This is a genomic window from Treponema sp. R80B11-R83G3 (genome assembly GCF_054786115.1).
Window position 1 is genome coordinate 1 of sequence record NZ_BDHF01000537.1, and the last position, 405, is coordinate 405.

1 protein-coding gene is annotated in these 405 nt (G+C 51.1%); it reads left to right on the forward strand.

Translation table 11 applies throughout. From position 1 onward, the window contains the following. The coding region (locus ACYVRH_RS14850; RefSeq protein WP_461257628.1) for a ribonuclease HII at window positions 1–405 on the forward strand (405 nt) is incomplete at both ends.

Genomic DNA, 405 nt, shown 5'->3' on the forward strand with positions numbered 1-405 from the left:
CGCCGCCGTAATACTTGGCGAAAGTTTTCCGCGCGAAACGCGCGATTTACTGAACGATTCAAAAAAACTCTCAGCCGCCAAACGTGAAGAACTGCGGCGGCAAATACTCGAAGGCGCGCTTGCATGGGGTGTTGGCTGGGCAAGCCACACGGAGATTGACGACATCAACATTTTACAGGCAAGCCTCCTCGCGATGAAGCGCGCCTTTGAAGAAATGCGTAAAAAGCACGCTGTTTCAAGCGAAAATCTATCCGTTATCGTAGACGGCCTATACGCCCCTGAGATTGGCATTGTATGCACGCCAATGGTAAAAGCCGACGCAAAAGTCCGTGAAGTAATGGCGGCTTCAATCCTAGCAAAAACAGCCCGTGACAGTTACATGGACGAGATGGCTTTGCTATACCC